The sequence below is a fragment of the Dryocola baronae genome, from assembly GCF_051297175.1.
In the GTDB taxonomy this organism is placed as follows: Bacteria; Pseudomonadota; Gammaproteobacteria; order Enterobacterales; family Enterobacteriaceae; genus Dryocola.
Map to the genome: position 1 here is coordinate 3,999,686 of NZ_JBINNY010000001.1, position 24,657 is coordinate 4,024,342.

Here is a 24,657-nt window from a genome sequence, read left to right on the forward strand (position 1 = left end):
ATGAAAATCATGGGTGTCCCTTATCTAAACGGATGAATAGTTGCACGAATTAAACCGCTATTCCAGTGTGGTTATTTGAAAGGAAGTTAAAATGGAGATCGGGTGAAATGACGACAGTAAAGTGCATTGGAAACCCGTAAGGTTCCAGCAATTTCACTCGGGTGCGATGACTGAGAAATATCGTATTAATACTCACCGTTATTAACAGGCTCTATGCCGTTCACATATAGAGATCTTACTCCCCCTCCCCCTCCCCCACGAATCAAGACTATTCCCAACGCCCGTGGCGTCTATCCTTAAATGCTCCCTATAAACCACGGGCGTAAGCCTCGACCTATTTTTTAACTTTTGAATACTGGAGGCCCGGCATGAGCAATCCTGGGAACCACCCTGCAACAGGCAGCGCTGAACGCAACGATTCGCCGATGACTCCGCCGCCGGAGAAGTCCCGCGTGTCGTTCACGGTCAACGGCGAAGAACGAAATCTGGAAGTTGATACGCGCACGACCTTACTGGACGCGCTGCGCGAAAACCTGCACCTCACCGGCACCAAAAAAGGCTGCGACCACGGCCAGTGCGGCGCCTGCACCGTTATCGTGGACGGGCGGCGCATCAACTCGTGCCTGACCCTCGCGGTGATGCAGCAGGACGCCGAGATCACCACCATCGAAGGGCTGGGCACGCCGGAGGATCTGCACCCGATGCAGGCGGCGTTCGTCAAGCACGACGGCTACCAGTGCGGCTACTGCACGCCGGGGCAAATCTGCTCGTCGGTCGCCGTTTTGCGGGAAATCGAAGACGGCATTCCCAGCCACGTCACGCTCGACCTCGTTTCCCCTCCGCAGGCCACGGCGGACGAACTGCGCGAGCGCATGAGCGGCAACATCTGCCGCTGCGGGGCCTACGCCAATATTCTTGCCGCGATTGAAGACGTCGCCGGGGGGCAGAAATCATGAAGGCCTTTACCTATCAACGCGTAAAAACGCCCGCTGAAGCGGCGGAAAGCGCCCGGCAAAAGCCCGGCGCAAAGTTTATTGCCGGCGGCACCAACCTGCTCGATCTGATGAAGCTTGAGATCGAAACGCCGACGCACCTGATTGACGTCAACGATCTCGCGCTGGATAGCATTGAGCCGACGGACGAAGGCGGGCTGCGGATCGGCGCGCTGGTGCGCAATACCGATCTGGCGGCGGATAACAGGGTGCGGCGCGACTACGCAGTGCTGTCGCGGGCGCTGCTCGCCGGGGCTTCCGGCCAGTTGCGTAACCAGGCCACCACCGCCGGGAACCTGCTTCAGCGCACGCGCTGCCCCTATTTTTACGATACCAACCAGCCCTGCAATAAGCGCCAGCCGGGCAGCGGCTGCGCGGCGCTCGGCGGGTTTAGCCGCCAGCATGCGGTCATTGGGGCAAGCCCGGCGTGTATCGCCACCCATCCCAGCGATATGGCCGTCGCCATGCGCCTGCTCGACGCGGTGATTGAAACCGTAAGCCCCGACGGCGGCACGCGCGTTATCCCCATCGCCGAGTTCTACCGCGCGCCGGGTGAAACACCACATCTGGAAACCAACCTGTCGCCCGGCGAGCTGATTACGGCGGTCACGCTGCCGCCGCCGCTTGGCGGGACGCATATTTATCGCAAAGTGCGCGACCGCGCCTCCTACGCCTTTGCGCTGGTGTCGGTTGCCGCCGTGGTGCAGGACGACGGCAGCGGCCGCGTGGCGCTGGGCGGCGTGGCGCACCAGCCCTGGCGGCGGGAGGAAGCCGATGCCGAGCTGCCCCACGGCGCTCGGCAGGTCTACAACACACTGTTTGCGGGCGCGCAGCCGACCCCGGAAAACGAATTTAAGCTGACCCTGGCGAAGCGCACGCTCGCCTCGGTGCTGACGGAAGCGAGGGCGTAAGCGATGAAATTTGACCATCCCGCAGGGCACAACCCCATCGACCAGCTGAAGGTCGTCGGCCAGCCGCACGCGCGCATCGACGGCCCGCTGAAAACCACCGGCATGGCCCGTTACGCCTATGAATGGCACGACGAAGTCCCGGACGCGGCCTATGGCTACGTGCTCGGCTCCGCCATCGCCAAAGGACGCATCGGCTCGATGAATATCGACGCTGCCAAAACCGCGCCGGGCGTGCTTGCCGTGGTAACCGCCGATAACGCAGGCCCGCTTGGCAAAGGGGAAAATAACGCCGCCACGCTGCTGGGCGGCCCGGACATCGAACACTATCACCAGGCCATCGCCTTGGTGGTCGCGGAAACCTTCGAGCAGGCGCGCACGGCGGCGGCGCTGATTGAGGTTGATTATGAGCGCGAGGACGGCAGCTACAGCCTGGCGAAGGAAAAACCGTCCGTCACCGCGCCGCCCGAAAGCAAGCCGGACAAGCGCACGGGCGATTTTGAAAGCGCCTTTGCCGGTTCGGCGGTAAAGCATGACGCCCTTTACACCACGCCCGACCAGAGCCATATGGCGATGGAGCCGCACGCGTCGCTTGCGGTCTGGCAGGGCGACAGGCTTATTCTGCGCACCTCCAACCAGATGGTGGACTCGTGCCGCAGCGAGCTGGCCGCCACGCTTAAGATCCCGACGGAAAAAGTGCGGGTGATTTCGCCCTACATCGGCGGCGGCTTCGGCGGGAAGCTGTTCCTGCGCAGCGATGCCGTGCTGGCGGCGCTCGGCGCGCGCGCGGCAAAACGCCCGGTGAAGGTTGCGCTGCAAAGGCCGCTCATCGCCAATAACACCACCCACCGTCCGGCGACAATCCAGCACATCCGCATCGGCACCGACGCGTCCGGGAAAATTAGCGCCATCGCCCACGAAAGCTGGTCCGGCAACCTGCCAGGCGGCGAGCCGGAGCTGGCCGTTCAGCAAAGCGAGCTGCTTTACGCCGGGGCCAACCGCTTTACCGGGCTGCGTCTGGCGGAGCTTGATTTGCCGGAAGGCAACGCCATGCGCGCGCCGGGCGAAGCGCCGGGGCTGATGGCGCTGGAAATCGCCATCGACGAGATGGCCGAAAAAGCAGGCCTCGACCCGATCGATTTTCGCATCCTCAACGATACCCAGGTCGACCCGGCTAACCCGGAGCGGCCCTTCTCCCGCCGCCAGCTCGTCGAATGCCTGCAAACCGGGGCGAAACGCTTTGGCTGGCAGGCCCGCAAGGCCCGGCCGGGGCAGGTTCGCGACGGGCGCTGGCTGGTCGGCACCGGCGTTGCGGCAGGCTTTCGCAATAACCTGGTGATGCAGTCAGGCGCGCGCGTACACCTTGACGCGCAGGGCGTGGTGACGGTTGAAACCGACATGACGGACATCGGCACCGGCAGCTACACCATCATCGCCCAGACGGCGGCGGAGATGCTCGGCGTGCCGCTGGCAGGCGTCGTGGTGCGGCTGGGTGATTCGGACTTCCCGGTTTCCGCCGGTTCGGGCGGGCAATGGGGGGCGAACAGCTCAACCGCCGGGGTGTACGCGGCCTGCGTCAAGCTGCGCGAGGCGGTGGCAAAAAAACTAGGCTTTGACGCGAGCAAATCGCAGTTTGTCGACGGGCACGTTATCGACGGCGAACGCCGCGCGCGGCTCGCGCAGGCCGCCGCAGACGGCACGCTGACCGTCGAAGACAGCATCGAATTTGGCGATCTGGACGAAAAATTCCAGCAGTCCACCTTCGCCGGGCACTTCGTGGAGGTCGGCGTGGACGCCTTCACCGGTGAAATTCGCGTGCGGCGCATGCTGGCGGTTTGCGCAGCCGGACGCATACTTAATCCTAAGACCGCCCGCAGCCAGGTGATCGGCGCGATGACCATGGGCGTGGGCGCGGCGCTGATGGAGGAGCTGTCCGTTGACGAGCGCCAGGGGTACTTCGTGAACCACGATCTGGCGGCCTACGAGGTGCCGGTGCACGCCGATATCCCCGAGCAGGAGGTGATTTTCCTCGACGATACCGACCCGGTTTCTTCACCGATGAAGGCCAAAGGCGTAGGCGAGCTGGGGCTGTGCGGCGTGAGCGCCGCCATCGCCAATGCCGTCTACAACGCTACCGGCGTGCGGGTCAGGGAATATCCCGTCAAGCTCGACAGTTTGCTGAAAGCGTTACCAGAACTGCCCTGAACTACCCGCGAGGGTGGCGCAAGACAAGGACATGATAAAAATAATGAGGGGTGAACAGCTATGAAGAAGGTTGCCATTATCGGCGCGGGCCCAACGGGTATTTATACCTTTTACTCGCTCCTACGCAGCAAAAAGCCGCTTGCGGTGACTATTTACGAGCAGGCAAGCGAGGCGGGCGTGGGCATGCCGTACAGTAACGAAGATAACTCGCGAATGATGCTGGCGAATATCGCCAGCATTGAAATCCCGCCCATTCTTATCACCTATCTCGACTGGCTGAAGGGCCAGAGCGCGGAACATCTGGCGCGCTACGGCGTCGACCCCGAGTCGCTGCATGTCCGCCAGTTTCTGCCGCGTATCCTGCTGGGCGAGTACTTCCGCGACCGCTTTCAGGAGCTGGTCAGGCGGGCCTGCCAGCAGGGTTTTGAGGTGAGCGTCCGTGAGTCCTGCGCGGTGACCGACCTTGAGGCAACGCCCGAGGGCGTGCGCCTGTGGGCGCAGGACAGCGCGGAGCCGGAGCGGTTTGACCTTGCGGTCATCGCCACCGGACACGTCTGGCCGGAAGAGAGCGAAACCACGCGCAGCTACTTCCCAAGCCCGTGGTCCGGGCTGATGGCGGCCAAAATCCCGGCGTGCAAAATCGGCATTCTGGGCACCTCGCTCAGCGCCATAGACGCGGCGATGGCGGTCGTCGTGCAGCACGGCAACTTTGTCGGCGACGACGAAGAGCAGCTTGAGTTCAGGCTCGACGCGGGCAGCGAGGCGCTGAAAATCGTGCTGATGTCCCGCTCCGGCATTATTCCGGAAGCCGATTTTTACTGCCCGATTCCCTACGAGCCGCTCGGCATCGTGACGGAAGAGGTCATTGAAAGAGAGATCGCCGCCGGTCCAGACGGCCTGCTCGACCGTGTTTTCGCCCTGATGGTGGAAGAAATTACGCTCGCCGACCCGACGTGGAGCGAGCACATCTCCTTAAGCTCGCTGAACGTCGATAGCTTCCCGGAGGCGTGGTTTGCCGACCGGCATAAGTTCGGCCCGTTCCGCTGGGCGCAGGCGAATCTCAACGAGGTTGAGCGCAACAAGCGCGACAGGCGCACGGTGCCGTGGCGCTACGCTATCCTGCGCCTGCACGAGGTGGTGCAGGAAATCGTTCCGCATCTCGACGAGCGGGACAGCGAGCGGTTCAGCGCCGGGCTTGCCCGCGTGTTTATCGATAACTATGCGGCGATTCCGTCGCAGTCTATCCGCAGGCTGCTAGCGCTGCGCGAGGCGGGGATTATCAGCGTTCTCGAGCTGGGAAATGATTACGAGCTTGACGTTAAAGAGAACAAAACGGTGATTAACGCGCAGGGGAAAACCCATGAGTACGAGGTGTTTATCGACGCGCGCGGGCAGAAGCCGCTGAAGACAAAAGACCTGCCGTTTGCGACGTTAAGAAAGCAGCTTGAGGCCTGCGGCGATGAGATCCCGGACGTTGGCAGCGATTACACGCTGCTTTCACCGGACTGCGCGCGCGGGCGAATCGCGTTTGGCGCGCTGCCTTATCTTATGCACGACCAGCCGTTTGTGCAGGGGCTGACGGTGTGCGCGGAAATCGGCGCGGCGATAGCGAAAGCGACGGAGGAAACGCCGTCCCGGCCCCGTCGGCGTCTGCCCTATCTGGAGCTGTAGCGGCGTAAAATGGGGAATACGTCCCGTATTCCCCCTGCGGATTTATTCGAAGTAAACCTGCGGGTTTTCGGCCAGCGAAACGAAGGCTTTGCTGTTTTTGTCGAGCGCGCGAATCATGCCGCTTTCGATATCGTAGACCCAGCCGTGCAGGCGAATCGCGCTGTCGCGCAGGCCGACCGCAACGGACGGATGCGTTTTAATGTTGTTGAGCTGGGCGATGACGTTCTCTTCCACCATCGCGTTGACCTTGTCGGTTTCGTTACCCCAGGTTTTCTTCTCGACAACCGCTTTCGCCGCGTCGGCGTAGCGCAGCCAGTGGGATACCGCTGGCATATGATCAAGACACTGGCAGGACGCAACCGCCTTCATCGCGCCGCAGTTGGAATGGCCGCAGATGACGATATCCGTCACGCCCAGCGCGACGACCGCGTATTCGATGGTGGCGGAAACGCCGCCCGGCTCGGGGCCAAACGAGGGAACGATATTGCCCGCGTTACGGATCACAAAAAGCTGTCCCGGCTCCTGCTGCGTGACCAGCTCAGGCACGAGGCGGCTGTCAGAGCAGGAGATGAACAGCGCTTTGGGATTCTGGCTGGACGCCAGGCTTTTAAACAGCTCTTTACGCTGCGGGAAAACCTCTTTCTGGAAGTTGAGGAAGCCCTCAATGATGTGCTGCATAGCGAGATCTCTTATAGGAAAGGACAACGTTATGATAAAGATCACATTTTGTTAGTCTAGTGTCACTGAAAAATTTCTCTGCTGCGGGCAGCGCGCTGATGGCGCTGCCCGCGCGGGCGGTGGCTACACGGCCAGTTCGTTAACCACCTCGGCGACGCTTTTTATGGCACGGATGCTGCCGATGCCGGTGCCGAGCGAGATATAGCCTTCGTCGGTATTGCCTTCCAGCATGCCCACACGCAGGCCGCGCAGGCCGCCCATCGTTTTGCCAAGCTCCTCGTTGCTGGCGCCCGCTTTATCCATCTGCACCAGCTTTTCCGCCAGCCTGCCGGGGAGCGAACGGTAATAATCGGGCAGCGTGCGGAACAGCAGCATATCCAGGCCGTCCGCAGCGACGATTTTGTCTTTGACCGTCTGCGGCACGCGGCTCTCGACGGTGCTGATAAACACCGATCCGGCAAACACTCCGCTTGCCCCTAATGCGTGCGCGGCGCGGGCGGTGCGGCCGTCGGTGATACCACCAGCGGCGAGCACGGGGATATTGTTAACCGCGTCGGCGATCAGCGGCACGATGGAAAACGTGCCGAGCGCTTTGCCCGGCAGCGTTCCGCCTTCGTCAAACCCCGTGGCGACAATAATATCGGCCCCAGCGGCCTCGGCGAGGCGGGTGTTTTCAGGCGTCGGATTAATGTCGCGGTAGATGATGTTGATGCCCGCGTCTTTCAGTTCGTCAAACAGCGCGGGGATAATTGCCCCTTCGCCATAGCCCGTGTAGACCACCGCCCTCACTCCTTCTTCTTTGATAACCTTCACGATAGGCGGCGTCCAGACGTCATTCTCAGGCGTTGGGATCAGGTTTACGCCAAACGGTTTTTCGGTAAGCCTTTTGGTTTTACGGATTTCTTCCCGCATTTTTTCAGCGGTTTCTTCCGGCGTGGAGACGGCGGTTTCCGCCGTTAGGCCCGCGTTTGGCCCCAGCACGCCAAGCCCACCGGCGTTACTGACGGCGGCGACTAAGCGGGCATCGGTAAGCCAGGACAACGGCCCTTGAATAACCGGTTTTTCAATGCCCAGGATCTGACAAATACGATTGTTTTGCATGGCGGTATTTCCTTAAACAGAGGCTTCAACGCTTTTGCGTTTCGATGGGACAGAGTTTAAGGCGGCATATTGTTCGGAAAAATAGCGAAAATAATTCATCACTATTATTAAATGAGTAACAATACGCCCATCGACTCTCTCGCTTTCGCCGCTAAAGAAGCCCGCTATGCAAATCAATCTTTTTGAATCAATTAAGATTTTTATCGAAATCGTCGAGTCGGGTAGCCTTACCCAGGCGGCGGAAAACCTGCAAATTCACCGCCCGGCCGTGACCAGGGCGCTACAGCAGCTGGAGCAGCACAGCGGCGTTCGCCTGATGCAGCGCACGACGCGCCGCATCAGCCTGACGCCCGACGGGGAGGAATTTTATCGCCGCAGCAAGCCGCTGCTGGCTCAGGCGGATGATTTACTGGAGTCGTTTGCGCCCGACCGACCGCTGTGCGGCCAGCTGCGCGTGGATATGCCCATCGCTTTCGCAACGCTGCTGGTGGTGCCCAACCTGGCCGATTTTTACCGCGTCCATCCCGATATCGAGATTATCCTCAGCAGCTCCGACCGCCGTCAGGATATGCTGCGCGACGGCCTGGACTGCGTGCTGCGCGTGGGCGCGCTGGAAGACGGCGATTATATTGCCAGGCCTTTGGGGAATATAAAAATGACCACCTGCGCAAGCCCGGCGTATCTCAACGCGCGGGGTACGCCGAAAACGCCGGACGATTTGCAGCAGCACCGGGCCGTGAACTGGATTAACAGCAGCAGCCGCCAGATCATGCCGTGGACGTTTGAAACGCCCGAGGGAATAGCCGAGATTTATCTTCCCGGCAGCCTGGTGCTGGACAACTCCCAAGCGTATACGGCGGCGGGCGTGGCCGGGCTGGGGCTGCTACAGGGTATGAATCTGTTTTTGCAGCCCTATCTCGACAGCGGTCGCCTGGTGGAGGTGCTGCCCGACTACCCAACGCCGCCGCGCAGGCTGTCGCTGCTCTACCCGCATCGCCATCTCTCGCGCAAGGTTCGCGTTTTTGCCGAGTGGCTGGAAGGGCTGCTGGCCTGTGGGAACGCTCCGCGCCAGCCCTAACAGCGGGGCGCGATGCCGTTTAGCCGTGCAGTTCTGCAACGGTCATCGTGAAGATAAGCTCGTCCTGGCTGTCGTTAGCGTACTGATGCGGGAGATCCGTTCTGGCGACGGCCGAACAGCCCGCCGGGACGAGCAGCGTTTTATCGTCGATAACGAGCTGAAGCATCCCTTTTTCAACTTGGAACAGTTCACGCGTGCCGACAGGGTGACCGGGCGTGACGTGCCGACGCTGGAACTGGCGGCAGGGCGTCAGAACCCGGCTCAGCGTCGAAAGCCAGCAGATGTGGTTTATCCTCGAAAGCCTGCCCGAGATGCCCCTGGCGGCCTTACGCGAAGCCGGAGAAATGCTGGTTAAGGGACTGCACGAGATGATGCCCGGAGCGGAAATTCAGCAGCAGCTTATTGGGCACGAAGCCTAATCATCACTTTTGAACCCCGCCGAGCTGACCTTTCAGTTTAACCTTAAGGCGGGGTGAGCATTACTCTGCCAGGCTTAGTCCTTTCTCTTTATAAGGACGCTAAGCTTGAAACGTTTATTTCTGTCGATTTTTTCAAGTCCCGAATCGCTGCTCCAGGTCATAAGCCATCAGGAAATTATTGAGGCCGTCGAGGACGGCGATCGCATTATTATCGACCAGGACGGCAGCGCCTCCGTCAATATTAAAAGCAAAGAGGTGCAGCAGGATTTCCTGCGCCATGTTAACGCTCTGAAGAGGGCATAATATGGGAACGGCGATATTTATGGTGCTGATGGTGTGCGGATATTGGTACACAAGCCGCGACCTCTCCACCCGCTTTAAGATTAAACGCTCCTTCGGCTGGGACGTCTATTTTCTGGTCGCGCTTTACGGCTGTATCTTCGTGTTGCAGGGCGTGCTCGCCACCGGATTGCTGTGGCTACTGCTGCTCGGCCTCTCCCTCGCCGCCAACACCTTCCACCTTACCTCGCATAACTATGCCAACTGGCAAATGGAGTTTATGAACTGGAGCTTTTTGGGCATCCAGGCTCCGGTCGTCATCATGCTGGCGTTTGCGATACTGTTTTGCCTGTACCGATCTAACTGGGCCGGCAGCGCCAGGCTAGACGACGAGGGCAGGAAAAAGCTTTATAAGCGCCTGGCGCGTTCGAGCGGTATCGAACAGCTGCTTTATCAGTGTATGGAAGAAGGCGAGCTGGCGCTGGTGACGCTCAAGTCGGGGCGGATTTATGTCGGCATGGTACATACCGCGACCCTGGAATATGAAAAGACGGCCAATATCGTGCTGATCCCGATGCTGAGCGGCTACCGCGACGGGCATGAAATGAGTCTGCGCGTGGAGCACAATTACAGCAAATGGTATGCTGACCACGATATTACGCTCGATTCAGAACCCAAGAGCGCGATGGCGTTCAGAAAGGTGATTATGCTGACGCAGATTGAGAGCCTTTCGTTCTTCGATCCCGCCAGCGCTAATTCGCTGCCAATGGAGCAATGCGTTGAGTGAATCGTCAGGAGTCTGTTGCAGACTCCTGACGGTTATTATATTTGTGGGGGCGTTGAGCGGAAATGACTGGCTTATTCCGGAGGCTATTATTTTATTTCGCCGCCCACGATAGCCTTGCTCATATTGACACCCGTAATATAAAAACCGCTCGCCTCATAGACATGTCTGGCGCGAGCATTATCACCCGCAACGCGCAGCCTCATCTCCGTAACGCCTTTATTACGTAGATATTCTTCGTAAGCACGGAGGGTCTTTTTGCCAAGCCCCAGCCCCTGGTAGGCGCTGAAAATATGAAAATCGTAGATAAACGCGCTGCCCTTAGCCGTATCGGGTTTATACCAGAGATAGCCTATATGCCTGTCAGTGTGATCTGAACGTTCAACCAGGCACAGTAACACCTGTCCAGGAGTATTAACGCCCTCGGGGAGCGATTCCGATATTTCCTTCCTGGCCCTTAAAAGGGAATCACTTATAGAGAGCCCGTAGTTTGAAGCAATTTCATCTGCATAGTCAGGAATAAAATATTCAAGATAGGCAGGATACTCTTCCTCAGTCATTGGACGGAACGCAATCATCTCTTACTCCTTTGCGATAGATCCTACTTAACGATCGTAATGTGTTTAACCGCGCATATCGAAGCGGGATTTTTCAAAATCTCTAAAGACTTCCGGATTGTGAAAGGCTGGGAATTTGGCTTTAAGGGCCGCTGATTTTAATGCTTCACAATATGCTTTATTGCCGTTGCTGGTTGATACGTTTAAAGCCGTGCCATCCTGGGCAAACTCTAGATGGAGCCTGCATTTTTTCCCCTCCCAAATTTGCGGATCGGTAAGGTTGGCATTTATAGCTGACCTGATTGCCCGAGCTTGCGCTCCCCATTCATCCCGATCGTCCCAGCGGCCAGAGCTGCAACTCCCTATCGCCGTGGTTTTATGGCATCCGGAAGGCTCTAACGGTGCGCAACCTGCGGTAAGACCCGCCACAGCTGCTAACACTAAGATTTTCATTACCATTTTTGTGCTCCCGCTTTTAACACTCTCGGTGCTCTTACAAGCCATAGTGCTATACGGCCCTCTACTGCGCCTGTCTTTTTTACACATGTCGCCCCGGTATTTGGCTGGGATGAGATCTGTAAACCTGAGATTTTCCATTCACCCGTAAGTCTGGTTATCTCTGCAACCGCTGCGAACGGTGAACGTATTAAGGGGATTAACAGCATCCCCTTAATAATCCTGCCGCCCGGCAGGTAAATCGCCGCTAAAGCGGTAAACCCCGGCTTTATCCCCAACATGCAGGGTCGTTCGCGATGCGTTTATTCGCCACATTCTGTGACGAACCACTTCGTGGCCAACGCAAGCGTTGTTCAAAAATGTCTCTGACATTTTAGTCCGACGCTCGCTCTCTGGCGCTGTTCCCGACAGCACCACCCTGTCTGAAGGGGCAAATCCGGAGCGATTTAAGCCGGGAAACAGGGTGTCGCTGTGAGTGAAAATTGTATGTAAGTTCTGAGCGGCTTCATGTTTTGTAGGGCGGGTAAGCGCACGCGCCACCCGCCGGAGACGTCGAACGGAGTTTAAGCCTCACAGTGTGACGCCCTGTTTTCCTGGCCTACAGGCTAACGGCTTTCGCCTGGGTTAAACAGCAGCTCGTGCGTTGTTTTTCTGAACGCCGTCACGCCCTGCGCATCGGGCAGAGCCGTTAGCGCCCCCTTTGCGGTGGTTGCCAGCGCTCCGCAGGCGCTAGCCTGCGTCAAAGCGTGCTTGAGCGGCTCCAGGCCGTCTAGCCCGTTGCCCAGCGCCACGCTAGCCAACAGCCCGGCCATAAAGGCATCGCCCGCGCCGGTCGTATCGATACTTTCTACATCGTAGGCGCTTACCTGAATCACCCGATCCTGCCAGAGCGCAATTGACCCTTCGGAGCCGCACGTCACCACCTTCAGGCGTGACGGATAGCCGCTTAAGATGCTCAGCGCTTTTTCATGATCCGTGGTGCCAGCCAGCCAGTACAGCTCCTCCAGTGAAAGCTTGAGAATATCCGCCTGGCGCGCAAAATGGCGCACGGTGTCTGACATCTCCTGCGCGTCCGGCCACATCTGCTCGCGCAGGTTGATGTCAAAACTCAGCAGGCCGCCGCCCTGCTTGATGCTGCCAATCGCGCGCACCAGCGTTTCGCGGCAGGCCGTGGCGACCAGCGCCAGAGAGCAAAAGTGCAGAATGTCGTTGCCTAATTCCGGGAGGCTGTCGGCCGTCAAAAACTGGTCGGCTGACGGGTCGACCAAAAAGGTAAAGCTGCGGTCGCCCTCGTCACCGAGGGAAACCAGCACGGTGCTGGTCCGGTGCTGCGCATCAAACTGCATATAGCGGGTATCCACGCCCTGCTCGGCCAGCGTTTTTTGCAGAAAATGGCCGAACGGATCGTCGCCGGTTCGGCCGATAAAACCGCAGTCGCATCCCAGACGCGCGGCCCCGACGGCCACATTGACCGGCGCGCCGCCCGCGCAGGCGCTGAACTGCATATCCCCCTGCGGCAGTAAATCAATCACCGCGTCGCCTAATGCCCAGACCTTCATAATTTCCCCTTAATATAAAACAGATATCAGAACAGATATTTAAAGCGAATCCGTGCGCCGTAGCGTTCGTCGTTACTGCCGCTTTCAGACGCCGATGAATCAAGCCAGGAGGCGTAGGCCCCGAGGTAAATAATGAAATTGGGCATGTCCATAATGTTCGGCAACTGCCATGAAGTATGGATGGTGTGAATGTCGTAGCGGCCCGGCGCGAGGATCGCGCAGTCGTCGTTACAGTCGGCGCTTACGCCCGCCATATTGAACCTGTCGATTTTGTTGTGGGCATAGATGTAGCCGAGTTCGACGCGGTGCCATAACGCGTTGATACCGGCGCTGAAGTCCTTTTCATCCGCCGCATTGAGGTAAGCCGTGCTCAAATTGACTACCGCGCCGTTGTCCGCGTCGGTTTTCAAGGTGTTCCAGCTCATCGTCATACCGTACCCGGTGCGGCTGGACTTGTCTTCGAAGCGGCCGTTTTCCTGCTGATAGCCGTAGGCGTTATTCACCAGATTGCTTTCCATGGCGGCGGCTACCGACCACGGGCCGGACTGCCAGGCCGCCACCGGACGGACATACACCACGTTTTTACGGTTATCGAGCGCGTTACCGTGGTAGCGCCCATCGACAAAGAGCGAGCTGCCGTCTTCCACCAGCGTATTGACCTCGAAATACCAGTTATCGATATTCTTGCTGAGCAGAAAATTGCCGCCGCTGTTGCTGCGCCCGCGCCCTTCTTTCATCATGTAGATATAGCCGTAACCGTCGCTGTAGAGATCGTTGGCGGTATTTCCGGAATATTCAATAAAGGTATCCTGATTTAACGGGAACATATCCCACGCTTCAAAACGACCAATTTTAATTTTCCAGTCGTCCTGCTGGCCGAAGAAAAACGCCGCGTCGTCGAGATTCATTTTCCCGCTCATATCCGCCAGCGGCTGCACGCTGAAACCGGCATATTTTCCGTCAGCGCCTTTTCTCATCCCGTCAAAACCCAGAAGAATGCGGCCGTTAATATCCCAGCGTTCTTTTTCACCGGGCGTCCAGTTTTTATTGGCGCTCGTTTTAAGCGAGGTAAGGCCGCCGGTGCGGCTGGCACCGTCCATATTAAATTCAACGTCGCCATAGAATTTCAAATCGCCGCCGTCATTAACCTGTAGCGAGGGTTTTGCCGGTGCGCTGCTGGCGATGGCGCGTGGCTCCTTCTGCTTTAAGGTGCGGATTTCGGCCTCTGCGCTGGCGGCGCGCGCTTCGGTGGCTTTCAGCCGGTTTTCCATTTGCGCCAGCCGTTCTTCAAGAGAGAGGCCGCCCTGCGCGCAGGCTACGCCGCTAAATACGGACGTCAACACACAACCGATTAAGAGTATTTTCATCGGGAAACCTTTTTTATTATTGCGTTAATCATTCATTAATTGCGTAGGGGAATATTCCGGCGAGAAAGACAGCAATAACCCGCCCGTCGCCGGGGGCGGGTTATTGTTAATCCCTGTTTTATTTATTCAAGCTGCCATGCACCGCCGTCAAATAACGAAGCGCTGCCGCTCCAGGCAAATAAACGTAATTCCCGACGTTCGGCGTCCGGATATATACGGCTGCTGAGGCACGCCTCGCCGTTATTGACGAAGACTTCAACGGACGAGCTGTCGATAAACAGCCGCAGATGCAGGTCGCGATCGAGTGTTAACGGCACGCTGCGCGTCCCGCATAAACCGTGCTGCGGATAGTGGCGCTCCAGCACCAGGCGCTGCTGCTGGGCATCAACGTATACCCGCAGCCCGTCGCCGAGGCTCAGGCCATATTGCTCAGCGCTGCTGTCGGCCGTTTTCCAGTTGAGCACCACCTCCATGGCTTCGGCATTTTCCGCCACGCCGATCTGCTGATTGTTGAGCGTGCTGACCGGCCACGGGAACCAGCTTTGACGCAGGCTTTCCACCTCTTTGGCCGGGCGCATTTGCAGACGATTATCGGCGCTGAGGCTCAGCTCGCGCGGCAGGGACAGCATGCCGGCCCAGCCATCGGCCTGCTCCGGCAGCGGCGATTCCCACATATCCAGCCAGCCAATGACGATGCGGCGGCCGTCAGGCGTCAGGAAACTCTGCGGGGCGTAAAAGTCGTGGCCGTGGTCCATTTCGACAAAGCTACCGTCGCGAACGAACGGCTGCCCCGGCTGCCAGTCACCCAGCAGATAGCCGCTCTGGAACAGATTGCGATTGTTGTAACCCTGCGCGGCCATGCCCTGCGGGGAGAACATCAGCACGCGCCGGTTACCCAGGGTGAAGAAGTCCGGGCATTCCCACATGAAGCCCATTCCCGCTTCCGCTTCATCCAGCACGCCCTCTTCCTGCCACTGGCGCAGATCCGGGGAGCGATACAAACGCACCTGCCCGGTGTCGCCCACGCGTGAGCCGACGATCATGTACCAGCTGTCTCCCTCGCGCCAGACTTTCGGGTCGCGGAAGTGGTGCACGCCCGGCGGCGTGTCCACCACGATGCCGTGGCGCTCAAAGTGAATGCCGTCGCGGCTGGTTGCCAGGCACTGCACCTGATAGAGGTTGTCTTCATTTCCGGCGTCACCGTGGAATTTATGGCCGGTGTAGATCAGCGCCAGGGTGTCGCCGTCCACCACCGCCGAGCCGGAAAAGCAGCCGTCTTTGTCTTCCGGCCCTTCCGGCGCAATCGCGACGGGTAAATGCTCCCAGTGCAGCAGATCCTTACTGCGCGCGTGCCCCCAGTGCATCGGCCCCCATTGGGTGGAATAAGGATGATGCTGGTAAAAGGCGTGATACCAGCCGTCGAACCACACCAGCCCGTTAGGATCGTTCATCCAGCCCGCTCGGGCGGCCAGGTGGTAGCGCGGATACCAGCGCAGGTTGAGCGCGTCGCGCTTCGCTTTAAGTTCCTGTTCAGCTTCAGCAATTGAGTAGGTCATCATTTACACTCTTTTCGTTCAGATAGCGGAAAGTTTTGAGAGGGGTGAATTCGCCGAAGCGCTGCCGTTTCGCAGTAAAAATACGGAGATAAAGGTGATGCAGAACACCAGCGTGCCCATAAACAGGTAGGATTCAGCGAAGCCGTATTTTTCGTAGCTGTAGCCCGCCAGAGGCGACAGCACCGAGGCGATCACCGAACTGGTGCAGGCGAAGCCCACCAGATAGAGCGTGGATGACAGGCGCTTGTCGAAATTCAGGCTGTTGTATTTGAAGATCGCCACCAGCAGCACCGGCAGCTCGACGGCGTGCAGCAGTTTGGTGATGGAAATCAGCAGCGGCCCTTCCACCAGCCCGGAGGCGATCATGCGCATCGCCATCACCATGCCCGCAAAGATCAGGCCGTTTTTAGCGCCCACGCGGTTCACCAGCCACGGCGCGCAAAACATCCCGACCGCCTCAAGGAATACCTGGAACGAGTTCAGGTAGCCGTACATCGCGTTGCCTTCCTGCGGCGTGGCGAACTGCGACGAGAAATACACCGGGAACTGCTGGTCGTAAACGCTGTAAATACAGGTGCCGACGACGAAGAACACCAGCGCCCAGAAGCGCGGCAGGGTCAGCAGGCGCAGCGCGTCCTGCAGCGTTACTTTGCCACCCGCCACGGCTTCCTGCATGGCATGGGGCGCAGAGGAGACCCGCAGCCGGGCGAGCAGCAGCAAAAACACCAGCCCGGAGCAGCTGGCCACCGCGAAATTCAGCTTCGGATCGATGTTAAACAGCAGCCCGGCGAAAAACGTCGCCACCGCCCAGCCCAGCGATCCCCACATCCGCGCTTTGCCGAATTCGAACTGGCTCTGGCGTGCCACCCGCTCGGTATAGGATTCCAGCACACCGATGCCGCCGTTAAAGGTCAGGCCGATGTAAATGCCGCCGAACACGCTGCCGAGCAGGACGTTGATTTTCAGCAGGTGACCGAACAGCAAAAAGGCCGGCCCGGAAAGGATCAGCATCGCCGTGAGATACCAAAGAAGATTTTTGCGCAGGCCAAGCTTGTCCTGGATAAAGCCGTAGCAAATCTGCGCGAACAGCGCGGAGACCGACAGCACCGCATAAATAATCCCCGTGTCCCCCGCCTTCAGCCCGATTTCCTGATGCAGCCAGATGGAAAGCAGCGAGCCTGAGGAGGACCAGGTGACGAAAAAGAAGAACAGCAGGGCACTGAGTAAAGGATAACTGCGTGAATGATGGACTTTCATCATGGCGATCTCATGTGTGGTCAATGCTCGAATGGTAACGTTAACAAAATGGTTCCATCACGCCGTTTCGTTGGCATTTATGATGTTAATCACAAAAGTTAACGTTAACATAACAGGAATGAGATCGCGATCAACCCGCGTGGCGAAAGGTTTGCGACACGCCCGAAAAAGAATAGCGTATGATCCTTTCACATCAGCAACTTAGTTATAATGCCAGAGCAACGCGGCAATGATGGAGTAAGACAATGGCCTCCCTGAAAGATGTGGCAAAACTGGCAAACGTATCGCTGATGACCGTGTCCCGCGCGCTCAACAGCCCGGAGCGGCTAAAACCTGACACCCTGGCCCGCGTGCAAAAGGCTATTGAGCAGACGAACTATGTGCCGGATCTGTCAGCAAAGAAGATTCGCGGTGCGCATGCCTCCCCCAGCACCATCGGCGTTCTTGCGCTGGATACCGTGACCACGCCGTTCTCGGTGGAAATCACGCTATCTATTGAAGAAACCGCCCGCGCCCACGGCTGGAACAGTTTTGTGGTCAATATGTTTTCCGACGACAGCCCGGAAACCATGGTCGATCTGCTGCTCTCCCACCGTCCGGACGGCATTATCTATACCACCATGGGCCTGCGGCAGGTGCCGCTGCCCGCCAAGCTGCTGACGCTGCCCTGCGTGCTGGCGAACTGCGAGAGCCTGCACGACCCGGTGGCGAGCTACATCCCGGACGATGAACAGGGTCAGTACAGCGCGGTGAAGGCGCTGCTGGCCGCGGGGTATCGTCGCCCGCTCTGTCTGCACCTCCCGGCGAAACATCTGGCAACCGTCCGCCGCCGTCAGGGGCTGGAGCGCGCGTGCCGCGAGGCCGGTGTCGATCCGGACACGCTCGACCACGCGTATATGGCGTTCGGCGATGAGCACTATCGCGATATCCCCGGCGTGCTGCTGGCGCATATTCAACACGGCAGGCCGCGCTACGATTCGGTGATCTGCGGTAACGATCGCATCGCGTTTATGGTTTATCAGACGCTGCTGGCGCAGGGGCTACGCATCCCGCAGGACGTGGCGGTGTTGGGCTACGACAATATGGTGGGGATTGGCGATCTGTTCCTGCCGCCGCTGTCGACGGTGCAGCTGCCGCACTATGAGATTGGCCGCCTGAGCGCGCTGCACATCATTAATCAGCAAACGCATAGCGATACCATTCGCGTGGAAAGCCCGCTGCTGCTGCGCGAGTCGCTGTAACAGCGCCCCCGACCGTGCGGGAGCGCGTAACGGGGTGATTACTCTTTCGCAATCGGCGTGGCATTTTCGGCGATTTTCTTATCGCCCTGAATGGCGGCAATTTTCTTCTCGACGTCCGCCACCTGCTCGCCGTTGTGCAGCAAGGTGTAGGTCAGATCGAACTGCGTGCTGGCGCCCGGCTGCAGCTGCTTCACGCGCTTCTGCTCGCGTTCAATAGTAACCGGATAGGCGTAGCTGGTGCCTGGCTCAATGCCGGTCACGTAGCCCTGCTTCACGGTGTCGGTATTTTTCCATAACGTCAGCACCGGCAGCTGGCGGGTATCAAACTGGATGGCTGCGCCCTTGTCACCCGCTTTATTCACGACGACCGCCACAGTCTGATGATCCTCACCTGCCAGCGGCTGGATATTAAAGACCATTTCATCAAAGCCTTTGGTTGGCCCGGCGTAAGTCTGCCAGGTTTTAAGGCCGTCTTTGGCATAGTCATTAAACGGGCTGATGCTGGACATGGCGGCGAGGAAGCGCGCGCCCTCTTCGAGGATCGGCATCCCAAAGTTGCTGTGATAGATGATCTGATAATCGTGCGGATAATCCGCGTGGTTGGTCAGCACATCGTGCAGGCTGAAGCTGTTGCTGCCGGGCACATAGCGCAGCTCGGTCATGGTCTGCAAATCGGCTTTTTTGAAGGTGCTTTCTTTCACCAGCCCGCGAATGCGGATTTCATGCGGCGCGGCGTCAGCTACCTCGACCTCAACCTGCGATGCCGGAGTGTTGCCCGCCTTGCCGTGCAGGGTATAAATTTGACCGTCAGCGGCGACCGGGTGGCCGGTCCACTCATAGCCACAGCGCACCATCATTTCGTTGAAGCCTTCCAGCCACCCCAGGCCGTTGCGGCTTTCCAGGTTAATAAACGCCGGGTTCACCACTTCCTTAACCGGCGAATCCCAACCCATTTTTGAGCCGAAGCCTTCAACGCGCAGCAGGTTCATGCCGCGCGTCGGGCTTAGCGTGATGGTCAGCCCGTTATTGCTGGTAATGACGAGGATTTTGCTGCCTTCCTGCTTGCCGCCGTGCAGCAGTTTTTGCTCAATGCTGAACGGCTGGTCTTTAATTTTCAGCTCGTCGCTGGAAATCTTCCAGTTTCCTTTATCCACGCCCTGTTCAGCGCTGGTCAGCACCCAGGTTTTTGCCGCCGCCTGACTCGACACCATCACTGCAAGCACGATTAAAGCCAATTTGGTTTTCATTTTTCTTCCCTTTTGCTGAATCGATTAATATCGGACAGGGGAAAATCTACTGATTAGCAGGTTAAGGAAATGTGACGAGCTTCACCTGATGGAAGATTGCGCGTTTTTAACAGGATTCTTGCGGTTGAGATCGCTTTTTTAATGAAATTAGCGCTAAGCATTGCTTAAAAAGTGCGGTGTAAAATAGCTTTTGCTTTATCGTTTCAGCTTAAGTGGATTGTTAATTTAACGCTGGCTTTTGAGTTAGACGCTTTTTGTTTTTATTTCGATGAAGGTAAAAACCCTCAGGCGGTTTCGTGAGATCGCGGATAGGGGTTTGTCTTGTGGAATCTGCTTTGAGGGGGATGTATCTATGGGGAAGAAATATGCCGCTTAAGGTTAATGAAGGGCGGTATCTGGCACGGCGTTGTGCGTGTGAATGCTAGAGAAGGAAGGTCTGTTATGAGGGAGGAGCGGACCTTATCTAAGTCCTCCTTCCCTCTCAAATTTATGATAGTAATCAGTTATAAACCTCAACGATTTCACCAACATCGTACTTTCTAAATTTCTATGAAAGAGGTATTTATCGAGCTGTCGACGATATATATTTTCCGAAATTTATATGAGTTCGGGTGCAGCATCAAATAGCTGTTTGAGCTCTGGATGAAATGAGCTTTGTCGCTTCATCTCATTCCAAACTGTAGGATGGTGACGACCGTTAATCTCAGTTTTTCTTATGAGTAGTTGATCATTTGTTGCACCATTTATTTTTTTATTAACATAAGTTTCCAGGGAGTCTTTAAAACTATGGAAAGCATGTTTTCTCGCATTTACTAGATAATCACGAGAGTTTAGCCCCAGTGTTTCTATTGTGTATTTTGCCCGAGCCATCTCAATTGCGCCTTTACCGGGGAAGGGAATGAAAATGAATGTATTTAGGTCAAGAATTATAAAATCCAAGGGGTTTTCCTTTTTTGGATTAATGAAAACACTATTTCCATTTCGAGGAGGAATAACAGCCCCGCCTGTTTTTCTCGAAACATCAATAACATTGTTTTGTTGGTCGAAAATAGCGTATTTATTATTTTTAGGGCCATTGCAAGGACCACAAGAATATAAATAATTTTCGCTTTTGAAACAAGCATCAGGATATAGGCTTTTGGGCTTAATATGTTCAACCTCATCAGCTACAGAATCTTCACAATAATTACATCGGCGTGAACCAACACACATTTTGTCCAGAACAGTCCTGATATCATCAAAATGTTTCTTCGATTTTGACTTCCATAAATTATCAGCTTTTACTACTTTGTCTGGATAGCTTGTCTCATTGTTTATTTCCTGCTGTTTCAAATTTAAATGTGTCTCTGTTGTAGCAAGAAAATTATGAGCAGTCATGATGATCATCAGATTCTTATCCTTTAGATGTTAAATTTGAATTACTTCCAAAAATAGCTTGTAAGTCCATCCTTCTTTCTTTTTGATCTTCATTTAACTCTTGAATCATGGCTTGAATGTTCAAATTTGCCAATTCTTCCATAAGTGAATTTGCATCATCTGAACGTTTTATTTCATTACCAAACGCGCCAGTGCTAATTGCTTCAAGTAAGTCGCCGTAAATTAATCTATTAAAGGCATTACCAGTAATTCTTTCACCTGAATAATGTGGAGAGGGTAACTTCCAGATTGATCCGGGGTTTGCACTTTGGCAGATTAATGCACTATGTGTGCTTACTATAAACTGTATTTCAGGAAAGTGAGAGGTCAACCATTTCCCTATTGTTCTTTGCCATTTGGGATGTAGATGAACATCAATTTCATCGATGAATACCACGCCTGGTTTTATTATTGTTTTTAGATCAGGTGAAAATATCGCATCTGTATCATAGCAAATAGTCATCTGCCGAATTAACTCTAACATCATGCTTAATACTGTTCGATATCCGTCACTTAAAGAGTTAATGTCTACGATATTTTCGAAACCATCAATAAATGTTATCCCATCAGAGGTTACTTCATTTAACTTTACAGAGTTCGGCAATAAGTCATCTTGGTTAATAAAATCAATTATGTTTTTGAGAAGTTCGGATTTTTTTGCGCCATTTGTTTCAAGCGACTTAAATTTCAATTCTTTAAGCCAGTCAAGTGTTTCACTCAATGCAATATCCTCGCCAAAAACACTTAAATGCCGAGCAAGAAGCGGAGCCGAATAGAAAAGCTTTTGGTAATCAGAAGAGCCACCGGTAAACCTTCTGTAAGGGCCATAAGCGGCAGAAAACCAGCCAGTTTTACCCCCCCAGACGTGCCGAGTTGGCGATGGATTACCATGATGCGTTAATTCTCCATTAGAGCTAAGTTTTAAAGAGAACTTTAGATTTTCACTTTGCTGTTTACCTTTTCCTGCCCAGTTGTCTATTTTCGTATGCTGGATTTCTAAACGAATGAAGCCTGCTGATGAGCCCTGCTTAACCCATTCGCCAAAAGGAACTTTTGTTCTTTTAGCATCTGTCGTACCTAATAAAGCTAAAGATACAGACTTAATAAATGTTGATTTTCCTGAACCATTATCGCCAAGGATTACATGCCAGCCAACTGGATTTTCTTCATCTTCAAGATGCCAAGTGAAGTTTTTGAATGATTTAATGTTTTCTAATTGAATTTTTCTAATATACATAGAATTTATCCCTTTCCAGAATAATGGGTATCCCTTATTATATATTAAATTACGCCGCCATGAAAGAAAACTTTAATTATAATTAGCTGACTAGCTTATTAAATCAATTTTAATATAATTTGGGATTAACCTGGAAAATTGATGTATGCTTAATTTGAATTAACTTAATGGCCATACCGAATTATAGATTACTTGAAGGAAACTCAACCGGATTTTTGCCATCTGATCAATTGCCAATTGCCGCTAAACTGACCTGCTCCCATTTAGCTAACATAGTACGATATAAGCAACTTCCGCTTCTGGCAAAAACCCGCCCACAACAACCTCCCCAACCTCCACCTGCAGCCAACACAACCTCCCTACCACCCTAAAACCGCACCCACATTGCCACCCGCCGCTCCGGATCGAAACCTTCTGCGATCTCATCTTCGATCGTACGGATCAAATGTGGCGGTCTTTCATGGCCTTCCACAATATTAAAACCCAACGTGGCGTAAAATCTGGCGTTGAAAGCGGCTATGCCGTCCGTTGTCAGCGTCGCACCCGCAAGGCCGCGCTGCAGCCCGGTACGCAGAAGCGACCGCATGAGCCGTCTGCCGATTCCGTGGCGCTGCCAGTCCGGATGCACATCAATTTCAGCAACGTGCAGCCATTCGTCTTCAACCTTGCCTGCCGCAAAACCTACGGGAACTGAATCAGGCGCCAGGGCTGCAAGCAGCAGACCGTTGCGGCTGAAATCGCTCAGTTCCTCGAGGCTACTTGCGCAGGCCGGGCCTGTCACCGCACCCGCATCCCGCAGCGTTTCAAAAGCCGCCAGCTCAAGGGCGCGCAGCATGCCAAAGTGCTCCGGCCGCGCGGGGCCAATCGTGAAATCCATGACGTAGTTCTCCGTGATTGTGGCGATCCTACCCGCTGCGCTTCAGGCAGCGCGTTTTATGCATTATCAGTATCCAAAAGCGACGTACCGTAAGAATTGTCGATGGTGCAAAGCCAGCGACCATCGCTTTCCTGCCGAAATACGTAGGTTGCGCGGCGCGTGGTTTCAACCGTTCCGCCATGGTCATCGGGGAAACGAAGCACTGTTTCCATGATAACAAGCGCGTTGCCGCCGCCTTCTACGACCTGCATCTCCCCCTGCTCAACGACCAGCCGATCCTGAAAATAATCAGAGATGGCAATAAACGCATTGCGGATATTATCTTTACCTTTAACAATCATTCCTGGCTTAACCACCAGAGCAGCATCTTCGGAATAGTTTTCCATCAGAGCGTCATAGTCTTTAGCGGTAATCGCCCTGTCGCAGGCTTCTACGATCTGACGTAGCGGATGTGCGTGCATAATTATGCTCCTTATTAAGTGTTCACCCGTTATCGCTAACGAATGTAAGAAACTAAAACAGCACCAGAGAGGGTTATGTGATTCAATCCACTTAGTCGCTGGGCCGTCATGTACAAAAAGCATACACGTTTAAACAGGAGAAAGCCGATGATTTCAAAGGACAATGCGGAGCATTATGTCTGGGGCGACAATTGTGACGGTTGGTATTTGTTAAACCGCCCGGACATGTTAATCATTCATGAAAAGATGCCTGCCGACACTCTCGAAAAACGACACTTTCACTCCGTTTCCAGACAGTTCTTCTTTGTGCTGCAGGGAGTCCTGACGATGGAGCTTGATGGTAATAAACATGAACTCAAAGCCCAGCAGGGATTAGAAATTCCGCCGGGAGTAAAGCATCAGGCCAGAAACGACGGTCAATCTTGCGTAGAATTTATTGTCATTTCTCACCCGACGACGCGAGGCGATCGTTCAGATATTTCATCCTGATGACGATACATAAAGCTACACGCGGCGGCATCTTAAGCGTCTGCGCCGGACCCGGCCGCTGCCCGCTCGGATTGCCCCCCGTGTCGGGTCAGGAAGCCGCGGCCTTAGGGAAGATCTCAAGATATTTGTTCGAGCCGTACATAGGAATTACGAGAAACGCCAGACCAGCGCCGCCCTGTTCGTATTGCACGGCGAGATCCGCGCTGCGGGTTATAAACAGCCTGTAGTTCCACCACTGGCAGCCGACGCTCATATCCGGCGTGCAGTTTTTTGTTTTCTTTGCCAGCTCGCCATCTTTAGTCAGATAGATATATCTGACGTTCTCCCCCGCAGGCGCTGCGTCAGACTCATCGAGCAGAATATAGGTTTGCTCCTTTAGCACGTTATTTTGGGCATCCCGCGCGGTGGCAAGCAATGTTTTAGCGGGATAGTTGAAGGCCAGCTCAATAACGGTCGCCTTTGCGTCGATGACATAAAATAGCTGCGCCAGGTCCCCCGCTCCCCAATATTTTTCCCCGCTGGGCTTCATCGGTTTTGTCGCAAAACGATAAACGCTCTGCTTGCGAATATCCTGACGCTGGGAATATTCCGTCTCATACTGCGTTTGTTGCGGTGAACTGCTCCCGCATCCCGCAAGTAATGCCGCAACCAGCAGAACCATTAATTTACGCATTCGCCTCTCCCGCAAGCGTTAATCCCAAATCACAGAACGAGTATGTCCTTTAACCAGATTTATTAAAGCCGCGACGGGCTACTAAAAAAGGTAGCAGCAATGGACAAACGGGCCGGGTCGGCGCTGCTACTTTTATAGCAAACCTGACG

Annotated in this window: 24 protein-coding genes and 1 pseudogene; 10 read left to right on the forward strand and 15 right to left on the reverse strand. The window is 55.4% G+C overall.

Going from position 1 to position 24,657, the window contains the following annotated elements; genetic code table 11:
• Positions 1 to 368: 368 nt before the first annotated feature.
• From paoA to ACSPHG_RS18895, 4 genes are read left to right on the forward strand one after another with little or no spacing between them, the layout of a single operon-like run.
• Positions 369 to 956 (forward strand): aldehyde dehydrogenase iron-sulfur subunit PaoA, encoded by a 588-nt coding sequence (paoA, locus tag ACSPHG_RS18880; protein ID WP_435955008.1) that lies wholly within the window; start codon positions 369 to 371, stop codon positions 954 to 956.
• Positions 953 to 1,903 (forward strand): FAD binding domain-containing protein, encoded by a 951-nt coding sequence (locus tag ACSPHG_RS18885; RefSeq protein ID WP_435955009.1) that lies wholly within the window; start codon positions 953 to 955, stop codon positions 1,901 to 1,903. Before paoA ends, ACSPHG_RS18885 begins: the two co-directional genes overlap by 4 nt.
• A gap of 3 nt (positions 1,904 to 1,906) precedes the next feature.
• Complete coding sequence (gene paoC, locus ACSPHG_RS18890) at positions 1,907 to 4,105, forward strand: aldehyde oxidoreductase molybdenum-binding subunit PaoC (RefSeq protein ID WP_435955010.1); 2,199 nt, start codon at positions 1,907 to 1,909, stop codon at positions 4,103 to 4,105.
• A 60-nt stretch (positions 4,106 to 4,165) separates the two neighbouring features.
• The gene (locus ACSPHG_RS18895) at positions 4,166 to 5,776 is read left to right on the forward strand and encodes an FAD-NAD(P)-binding protein (protein WP_435955011.1); all 1,611 of its coding nucleotides are present in this window, start codon (positions 4,166 to 4,168) and stop codon (positions 5,774 to 5,776) included.
• 42 nt (positions 5,777 to 5,818) lie between these two features.
• Here ACSPHG_RS18895 and ACSPHG_RS18900 read toward each other — a convergent pair whose 3' ends face one another.
• Both ACSPHG_RS18900 and ACSPHG_RS18905 read right to left on the reverse strand, forming a co-directional pair.
• Positions 5,819 to 6,454: a carbonic anhydrase gene (locus tag ACSPHG_RS18900; RefSeq protein WP_435955012.1), complete on the reverse strand. Its 636-nt coding sequence runs from the start codon at positions 6,452 to 6,454 to the stop codon at positions 5,819 to 5,821.
• Between the two features lie 123 nt (positions 6,455 to 6,577).
• Positions 6,578 to 7,555: an NAD(P)H-dependent flavin oxidoreductase gene (locus tag ACSPHG_RS18905; RefSeq protein ID WP_435955013.1), complete on the reverse strand. Its 978-nt coding sequence runs from the start codon at positions 7,553 to 7,555 to the stop codon at positions 6,578 to 6,580.
• A 166-nt stretch (positions 7,556 to 7,721) separates the two neighbouring features.
• On the opposite strand from ACSPHG_RS18905, the gene ACSPHG_RS18910 reads away from it, so the two are divergent.
• The gene (locus ACSPHG_RS18910; protein WP_435955015.1) at positions 7,722 to 8,633 is read left to right on the forward strand and encodes a LysR family transcriptional regulator; all 912 of its coding nucleotides are present in this window, start codon (positions 7,722 to 7,724) and stop codon (positions 8,631 to 8,633) included.
• 19 nt (positions 8,634 to 8,652) lie between these two features.
• Here the strand turns inward: ACSPHG_RS18910 and ACSPHG_RS18915 are convergent, their stop codons facing one another.
• Complete coding sequence (locus tag ACSPHG_RS18915) at positions 8,653 to 8,946, reverse strand: cupin domain-containing protein (RefSeq protein ID WP_435956060.1); 294 nt, start codon at positions 8,944 to 8,946, stop codon at positions 8,653 to 8,655.
• Between ACSPHG_RS18915 and ACSPHG_RS18920 the strand changes: the two are divergent.
• The 3 genes and pseudogenes from ACSPHG_RS18920 to ACSPHG_RS18930 form a co-directional block, all read left to right on the forward strand.
• Positions 8,846 to 9,052, forward strand: a pseudogene (locus ACSPHG_RS18920) (hypothetical protein); the annotation flags it as partial. The gene ACSPHG_RS18915 and the pseudogene ACSPHG_RS18920 overlap by 101 nt on opposite strands.
• Before the next feature lie 105 nt (positions 9,053 to 9,157).
• A complete protein-coding gene (locus ACSPHG_RS18925; RefSeq protein ID WP_435955016.1) occupies positions 9,158 to 9,355 on the forward strand; it encodes a hypothetical protein in 198 nt (65 codons plus the stop codon).
• A gap of 1 nt (position 9,356) precedes the next feature.
• A complete protein-coding gene (locus ACSPHG_RS18930; RefSeq protein ID WP_435955017.1) occupies positions 9,357 to 10,118 on the forward strand; it encodes a hypothetical protein in 762 nt (253 codons plus the stop codon).
• Between the two features lie 86 nt (positions 10,119 to 10,204).
• Here ACSPHG_RS18930 and ACSPHG_RS18935 read toward each other — a convergent pair whose 3' ends face one another.
• The 6 genes from ACSPHG_RS18935 to ACSPHG_RS18960 all read right to left on the reverse strand — a co-directional run bounded on the left by ACSPHG_RS18935 (position 10,205) and on the right by ACSPHG_RS18960 (position 16,870).
• On the reverse strand, positions 10,205 to 10,693 hold the full coding sequence (locus ACSPHG_RS18935; RefSeq protein ID WP_435955018.1) for a GNAT family N-acetyltransferase: 489 nt from the start codon (positions 10,691 to 10,693) through the stop codon (positions 10,205 to 10,207).
• Positions 10,694 to 10,738: 45 nt separating this feature from the next.
• A complete protein-coding gene (locus ACSPHG_RS18940) occupies positions 10,739 to 11,131 on the reverse strand; it encodes a cell envelope integrity TolA C-terminal domain-containing protein (protein ID WP_435955020.1) in 393 nt (130 codons plus the stop codon).
• Between the two features lie 602 nt (positions 11,132 to 11,733).
• Positions 11,734 to 12,687 (reverse strand): PfkB family carbohydrate kinase, encoded by a 954-nt coding sequence (locus tag ACSPHG_RS18945; protein WP_435955021.1) that lies wholly within the window; start codon positions 12,685 to 12,687, stop codon positions 11,734 to 11,736.
• Between the two features lie 26 nt (positions 12,688 to 12,713).
• Complete coding sequence (locus ACSPHG_RS18950; protein ID WP_435955022.1) at positions 12,714 to 14,054, reverse strand: carbohydrate porin; 1,341 nt, start codon at positions 14,052 to 14,054, stop codon at positions 12,714 to 12,716.
• A 122-nt stretch (positions 14,055 to 14,176) separates the two neighbouring features.
• Entirely contained in the window at positions 14,177 to 15,610 is a 1,434-nt protein-coding gene (locus tag ACSPHG_RS18955; protein WP_435956061.1) for a glycoside hydrolase family 32 protein, read from the reverse strand.
• 18 nt (positions 15,611 to 15,628) lie between these two features.
• Positions 15,629 to 16,870 (reverse strand): MFS transporter, encoded by a 1,242-nt coding sequence (locus ACSPHG_RS18960; protein ID WP_435955023.1) that lies wholly within the window; start codon positions 16,868 to 16,870, stop codon positions 15,629 to 15,631.
• A 242-nt stretch (positions 16,871 to 17,112) separates the two neighbouring features.
• Between ACSPHG_RS18960 and ACSPHG_RS18965 the strand changes: the two genes are divergently transcribed.
• Positions 17,113 to 18,108, forward strand: a complete 996-nt coding sequence (locus tag ACSPHG_RS18965; protein ID WP_435955025.1) for a LacI family DNA-binding transcriptional regulator — start codon at positions 17,113 to 17,115, stop codon at positions 18,106 to 18,108.
• 38 nt (positions 18,109 to 18,146) lie between these two features.
• Here ACSPHG_RS18965 and ACSPHG_RS18970 read toward each other — a convergent pair whose 3' ends face one another.
• The 5 genes from ACSPHG_RS18970 to ACSPHG_RS18990 all read right to left on the reverse strand — a co-directional run bounded on the left by ACSPHG_RS18970 (position 18,147) and on the right by ACSPHG_RS18990 (position 23,346).
• Positions 18,147 to 19,355: an aldose 1-epimerase family protein gene (locus ACSPHG_RS18970; RefSeq protein WP_435955026.1), complete on the reverse strand. Its 1,209-nt coding sequence runs from the start codon at positions 19,353 to 19,355 to the stop codon at positions 18,147 to 18,149.
• 597 nt (positions 19,356 to 19,952) lie between these two features.
• Positions 19,953 to 20,741 carry an HNH endonuclease family protein gene (locus ACSPHG_RS18975; RefSeq protein ID WP_435955027.1) on the reverse strand — a complete coding sequence of 263 codons (789 nt, stop codon included), beginning with the start codon at positions 20,739 to 20,741 and terminating at the stop codon, positions 19,953 to 19,955.
• 7 nt (positions 20,742 to 20,748) lie between these two features.
• A complete protein-coding gene (locus tag ACSPHG_RS18980) occupies positions 20,749 to 22,008 on the reverse strand; it encodes an AAA family ATPase (protein ID WP_435955028.1) in 1,260 nt (419 codons plus the stop codon).
• Positions 22,009 to 22,375: 367 nt separating this feature from the next.
• A complete protein-coding gene (locus tag ACSPHG_RS18985; RefSeq protein WP_435955030.1) occupies positions 22,376 to 22,885 on the reverse strand; it encodes a GNAT family N-acetyltransferase in 510 nt (169 codons plus the stop codon).
• Between the two features lie 56 nt (positions 22,886 to 22,941).
• A complete protein-coding gene (locus ACSPHG_RS18990) occupies positions 22,942 to 23,346 on the reverse strand; it encodes a YybH family protein (protein WP_435955031.1) in 405 nt (134 codons plus the stop codon).
• Between the two features lie 147 nt (positions 23,347 to 23,493).
• On the opposite strand from ACSPHG_RS18990, the gene ACSPHG_RS18995 reads away from it, so the two are divergent.
• Positions 23,494 to 23,835, forward strand: coding sequence for a cupin domain-containing protein (locus ACSPHG_RS18995; RefSeq protein WP_435955033.1), 342 nt, complete (start codon positions 23,494 to 23,496; stop codon positions 23,833 to 23,835).
• A gap of 88 nt (positions 23,836 to 23,923) precedes the next feature.
• On the opposite strand, the gene ACSPHG_RS19000 is transcribed toward ACSPHG_RS18995, so the two are convergent.
• Positions 23,924 to 24,508 carry a hypothetical protein gene (locus ACSPHG_RS19000; RefSeq protein WP_435955034.1) on the reverse strand — a complete coding sequence of 195 codons (585 nt, stop codon included), beginning with the start codon at positions 24,506 to 24,508 and terminating at the stop codon, positions 23,924 to 23,926.
• Between the last annotated feature and the right edge of the window lie 149 nt (positions 24,509 to 24,657).